The following is a 5,461-nucleotide window of genomic DNA, read 5'->3' on the forward strand; positions in this document are numbered from 1 at the left end:
AAGGCCTCGTCCCAGCCTGCGCGTCTGATCTTGAGGTTGATGGACTTGCGATCGGGGTGGGCTCGCAGGATGTTGAGGGCAAGGCGTCGGAGAATGGCGAGATTCTCCGGTGCGTGGTCCTTGCGGGAGCGGTTGCGATCCTCGGCAAAATGGACGTCGAGCACCCAATGCAGCCGGTTCTCAACGGCCCCGTGACTGCGGGTGACGTCAAGCAGCCGCTTGGCAGAGATATATCTGGACAGCAGATAGTAACGTACGACCGGCGGATCGGCGCGCTGGTCACGCAGGCGCCGGCGCGAGGTGACGCGGCCCACGGCCGCCACGCCGGGGAAGCGTTCAGCCAGGGTCGTGTTGCGCATGACGGTCGCACGTCGCGCCTCGCTGCGATCATGGGCCGGGCGGTCGGTCTGCTGGACGGTGCTGCGCTGCCCCGATCGCGCAAACTGCTGCGTCACCGCCTTGAACAAGAGGCCACGGTTCGCCTTGATCGTCAGAACATAATGTCCGCCCCGATCAAGCACCGCTGCAGCAAATCCGCGGTGGCAATGCAGGGCATCGGCGGTCACAGTGCAGTCTTCAAGGGAGAGAAGATCCAGCACCTCCAAGGCGCCCGCCGTCTCGTTGCGCCCCGGCGCTTTTTGTTGCGCCAGAGCCATGCGTGCTTCGACTGCGAAGACGTTGACCAGATGCAGTGGCGTTGCCCGTCCGCCGCGTTCATAGGCACGCCGCAGAGCTTTGCCATCGACCGCAATCACGCCGGTAAGCTTGAGCCCATTGGCCTTGGCAAACGCCGCCATGAAGCGGCGGAAGGCGAACTCAAAGGCCTGCGGCTTGAGCAGACGGAACACCCGACTGAACGTATCGTGGCTGGGGATGCCGTGCTCCAGCTTCAGGAAGAGGCGCAACAAGCCTTCCTTGGACTGTCCAAACTCCTCCATCTCCCCGCAGCTGCCGGCTCCGCACAGAACCGCCGCCAGCGCGATGAACAGAACTTCCAGCAGTTCGTGGCTCGCATTGCCTGCGCGCGGGTCCGGCAAGCGCCCAAACGCCCTTCTGAACTTCCGCATCCGACTCCCTCCAGAATCCGGGAGTCGTCTTCAGAATCCTTCTTGCCTTCCAACGCAATAGCTAGCCAAAACCCATATGCGATTCCCCTGCGGTCAGCGGGGCGCACCCTCCTGTCGCTCGCGGCGCACCAAAGCTTCGACCTGCTGGTGATGGGCGGATCCGGCGCCTTCGTCCACGGCCGATTTCGGCTCTCCGCCTTAGGATGACCTGGCCAATAATCCTTCTCCAGCCACCGGCCGGCCGCCGCTGTGACAACGCGCATATTGGCGGCATCCCCTCATCGGTTACGCCAGGTCCACCTGGACGACGAGCTTGGTATGATCTGATACGCGCGCACGTGTAAGCCCGAGAACTTGGCTCGGGTGACATATTGATCCGGCTCAACGGCTGGCCTTGCCGCTCTCCGGTGATTTTGGTGGCAAGACTGTCCGTGAGCAGTTCCTCCAGCAGCTCGATCGATATCGACCTGCCACATTCTAAGGCATTGCGCTTCCGCCTGGCTCTTCCCGGGAGATTGGCCCAGGCTTGCGATTGTTTCCATCGGCAAGGCCGACCAAGCCGGCAGCCTCTTTCGATCCAAAGGCCGCCTGGCCGGCTTCGAGCGGGTTGGAGCAAGCCAGGGGCAGCGCTGCACTAGGACGGCATTACAGGACCTACGTGTAAATACTTAGTGGCTTCTACTTAGGGAAAACATCCGAATTTGCCGGCCCGTTGGAAGCGGCCAATCTGAGCCCCATCGTCGTTAGCAAGATTGAGTCCGCCATGCAGGCCCAGGCCGCACCTTCTCACGAGATCAGCCGACATCCGACTAGCGTCTTGCGCAGGCAGCCGCATGGTTGTGGTCCGTTTGGTATGATTGCGGCACCGATGCGGTTCACTCGCAACAGCGAGATCTACGGCGAGGATGAGGCAGCTGAATACCTGTATCAAGTGGTGTCAGGTGCTGTGCGAACCTACAAGATTCTGGAGGACGGACGCCGTCAGATCGGTGCATTTTATCTGCCCGGCGACATCTTCGGCTTCGAGGCCGGAGAAAGCCATATCTCTTCGGCCGAGGCGATCTGTGAGACGCATCTGCTGATGGTGAAGCGCTCCGCCGTCATTGTTCGCGCCAGTCACGAGAGGGAGCTCACGCGACAGCTGTGGGACGGTATGGCGCTGGAGCTCCGCCGCTTTCAGCAACATTCAATGCTCCTGATCGGCAGCGCAGAAGATCGGGTGATGGCCTTTCTGCTCGATATGTCTCGCCGCGCTACCAAGAACGGTGCGATCGAACTTCCCATGTCACGGCAGGATGTTGCCGATTACCTTGGTTTGACCATCGAGACGGTGTCGCGCACCTTTACCCAACTTGAGCAGAATGGCGTTATTGCCCTACCAACCTCACGCCGAGTCGAGCTGCGTGACGGCAGATTATCCAGCCGCTATGTGCAGAACTTGGGTTAAGTCGCAAGCCGCGGCGAAAATGCGAATTCTGCAAGAACAGCGCGGACAATTGCGGCGCCGTGAAGGACACTGAACCTTAGCTTGAGCGATCTGCTACCTTGTTCCTCCATGGAGCCCACAATGATCATCGATCTGTTGCTTCGAGAGCATCGCAATATTGATCTTCTTCTGACTTTCCTCCAACGCGAATTGGAGGTTTTCGAGCATGGGACCCGTCCGGACTATGAGGTCATTCGCGCGATCCTCAGCTACTTCGAGGTTTACCCGGCGATGTACCATCATCCTCAAGAAGACTTGATTTTCTCAAAGCTCGAGACTCGCGATCCGGATGCGGCTGCGATCGTCGGCAATCTCGCACATGAACACCAGGAAGTCGTCGACCGTCTGCACCACGCCGTTCAAGCTATTGATGGGATCCTCGCGGATCGTGAACTCGTTCGGCAAGACGTCGGCAATATCGTACGCGACTTTATCGTACGCGAGCGGCACCACATGATGTTGGAAGAACGAGATTTCTTTCCCGCCGCCGTTCTGGCTCTATCCCCTCAGGATTGGACCGACATCGCTTCTGCTCTCACCGATCATGGTGATCCCCTATTCAGCGAAGCAGCAAGGGCGACCTCCGATGCGCTAAGAGCGCATATCCTAGAATTGGAGCAAGAAGCTGAAGCCGAACGGAGTTCGGTCGCTCTTTCCTCCGGAATGGCCGGCAGCCCGCTACATGGCCTCACGAGGGACGGCTAGTATCCTTCGGGAGAGGAATACTTTCTCCCTTTGCTCATGCAGGCCCAATTGGATCAAAACGAGAACTGGCCTGCATGCCGCCCATTGCTGCGGCATCACCGCTTCATCGCGATCCAGGGACGATATACGCCGTGGGCATGCCCTACCAATTTGGCTTCAGACTCGCCACTGCCATCAGCCACCAATTAAACTGACGCAGCGCAAAACCCATCCGGCGTATCTGCGATTTGGACCCAGAGAAGAAGAATGCGACCCGACTTGGCAAAATCCTACGGGCAGCACTCCCTGCCACGCTACACCAGCTATCCGACGGCTCCCCATTTCTCGGCGTCAGTTAGCGAATCCGACTATCAAGCGTGGCTCAAGTCGTTAGGCGGCCAGCAGTCCGCCTCGATTTACGTGCACGTGCCATTTTGCCGAAGCATGTGCTGGTACTGCGGCTGCCACACATCTGTCATGAAACGCCAGGAGCCGCTCGCGACCTATGCAACCGCACTGCGAACTGAAGCCTACCTCATTGGAGAAACCATCGGTCGACGACAACCGGTCTCCCATGTCCACTTCGGCGGCGGCACGCCGACGATCATGACACCTGAAACGTTTGCTGATCTGGTCGCCTCGTTGCGCTATTCGTTCGCAATTTTGCCTGATGCCGAGATCGCCGTAGAGATCGATCCACGCATATTGACCGAGCCGATGGCCGAGGCGCTAGGCTATTGCGGGGTCAACAGGGCGAGCCTAGGTGTCCAAAGCCTCGATCCGGTTGTTCAACGGGCCATTGGCCGTCTGCAGAGCTTCGAACAGACCGCAGTATCGGTCGATCGTCTACACCGCGCCGGCATCGGCCGGATTAATTTCGACCTGCTCTATGGGCTGCCCCAGCAGACCGTCGTTTCCTGCCTCGACACTCTTTCCAAATGTCTCGAACTGCATCCGGATCGGTTCTCGGTGTTTGGCTACGCGCACGTTCCTTTCCTTAAGAAGCATCAACGCAAGATCGATGGATCCACTCTGCCCGACAGCGTCGAGCGACACCTGCAATCGGAAACGATCGCGCAAGCTTTGGTCGACGCTGGATATGTACGCATCGGCATCGATCACTTCGCCCTGCCGGACGACAATCTCGCCCTGGCACGGCAGGAAGGCAGGTTGAGGCGCAACTTTCAAGGTTATACGGATGATTCGGCGGACACCCTCCTTGGACTCGGCGCCAGCGCCATTGGCCAGATGCAACAAGGGTTCGTCGCGAACGCTGTGTCGATAAAGGACTACCTTGCTCGCATCGCCGAGGAACGGCTGGCCACGATGAAGGGCTATTTGCTGGCCGACGACGATCGCTTCCGCGCCGAAATCATCGAGCGACTCATGTGCGGCATGGCAGTCGATCTTTGCGAGACATGCCGTCGTTACGGCAAGGATCCGAGCCTGGCCGTCGTCGATCGTTCTCGACTCGCCAACCTGATCGCAGATGGAGTTGCCGTACTGGACGACGGTCGACTTTCCGTGGTCAATGGCACAGAGTTTCTGGTCCGGAGCGTCGCATCTTCGTTCGACGCGCACCTCCCTGGGTCGAGGGCTACGCACAGTCGGGCGGTTTGAACCGAAGCCAACCCGATCCGGTTCCGATCGGAGATCAACATCACCAAATCGGCTTCTGGTTAGGAGTATCGCACGGCTGATAGCACGCCGATTTGGCATCCGGTCCCGAGCTATCTACAAGCGTCGTCACACCCACTACGTCGAGCCGCACGTAGATTTCAAACACTCGTTGGAACCGAGGATTCCAATCGGGCGACAACGGTTTGACCAACGACCGACCGAATCTGGCCTAACTCAAGCTGCTCATTTCATTGGTGATGATGAGGTCCTTGCGTGCGCGATTTTGGTAGTCGCCCGTTAAGAAGCTTCCAGGCGACTGATCTGGAATCGTAATTTGGCTGGAATGACGTTCTGAGATTGCAAGGTTTTGGTGTTTTGTGCATCGGAAGCTTGCAATTTCGTTTTCGAGATTCCCTCGACGGGCGAAGCATGATTCCCTGTCCGCATCGGAGGGCACGATGCGGCCGAAGAAGCACAAAACGACGGGAGCGAACGATTTTTTCCGGGCGCGGCTCGACCAGATCATCAATCTGAAGCACGAGCTGGTCCGGCTCACCGGCAAGATCGATTGGGACTGGATCGACGGCGAGATCGCGCCGCTCTA

The 5,461-nt window shown here is 58.7% G+C and carries 4 protein-coding genes and 1 pseudogene; 4 read left to right on the forward strand and 1 reads right to left on the reverse strand.

Annotated elements, in window-relative coordinates; translation table 11 throughout:
• On the reverse strand, window positions 1–1,067 hold a 1,067-nt coding region (locus K359_RS0146720), incomplete at its 3' end, for an ISAs1 family transposase (protein WP_029085120.1).
• A gap of 763 nt (window positions 1,068–1,830) precedes the next feature.
• Between K359_RS0146720 and K359_RS0146725 the strand changes: the two genes are divergently transcribed.
• From K359_RS0146725 to K359_RS62735, 4 genes and pseudogenes are all read left to right on the forward strand, one after another.
• Window positions 1,831–2,514 (forward strand): helix-turn-helix domain-containing protein, encoded by a 684-nt coding sequence (locus tag K359_RS0146725; RefSeq protein ID WP_063619008.1) that lies wholly within the window; start codon window positions 1,831–1,833, stop codon window positions 2,512–2,514.
• Between the two features lie 120 nt (window positions 2,515–2,634).
• Window positions 2,635–3,258, forward strand: a complete 624-nt coding sequence (locus K359_RS56285; RefSeq protein ID WP_035978447.1) for a hemerythrin domain-containing protein — start codon at window positions 2,635–2,637, stop codon at window positions 3,256–3,258.
• A gap of 246 nt (window positions 3,259–3,504) precedes the next feature.
• Window positions 3,505–4,857, forward strand: a complete 1,353-nt coding sequence (gene hemN / locus K359_RS0146735; protein ID WP_029085119.1) for an oxygen-independent coproporphyrinogen III oxidase — start codon at window positions 3,505–3,507, stop codon at window positions 4,855–4,857.
• Window positions 4,858–5,315: 458 nt separating this feature from the next.
• Window positions 5,316–5,461 (forward strand): annotated as a pseudogene (locus K359_RS62735) (IS5/IS1182 family transposase); the annotation flags it as partial.

Origin of the sequence: Bradyrhizobium sp. th-b2 (assembly GCF_000426785.1) — a bacterium.
GTDB lineage: Bacteria > Pseudomonadota > Alphaproteobacteria > Rhizobiales > Xanthobacteraceae > Bradyrhizobium > Bradyrhizobium septentrionale.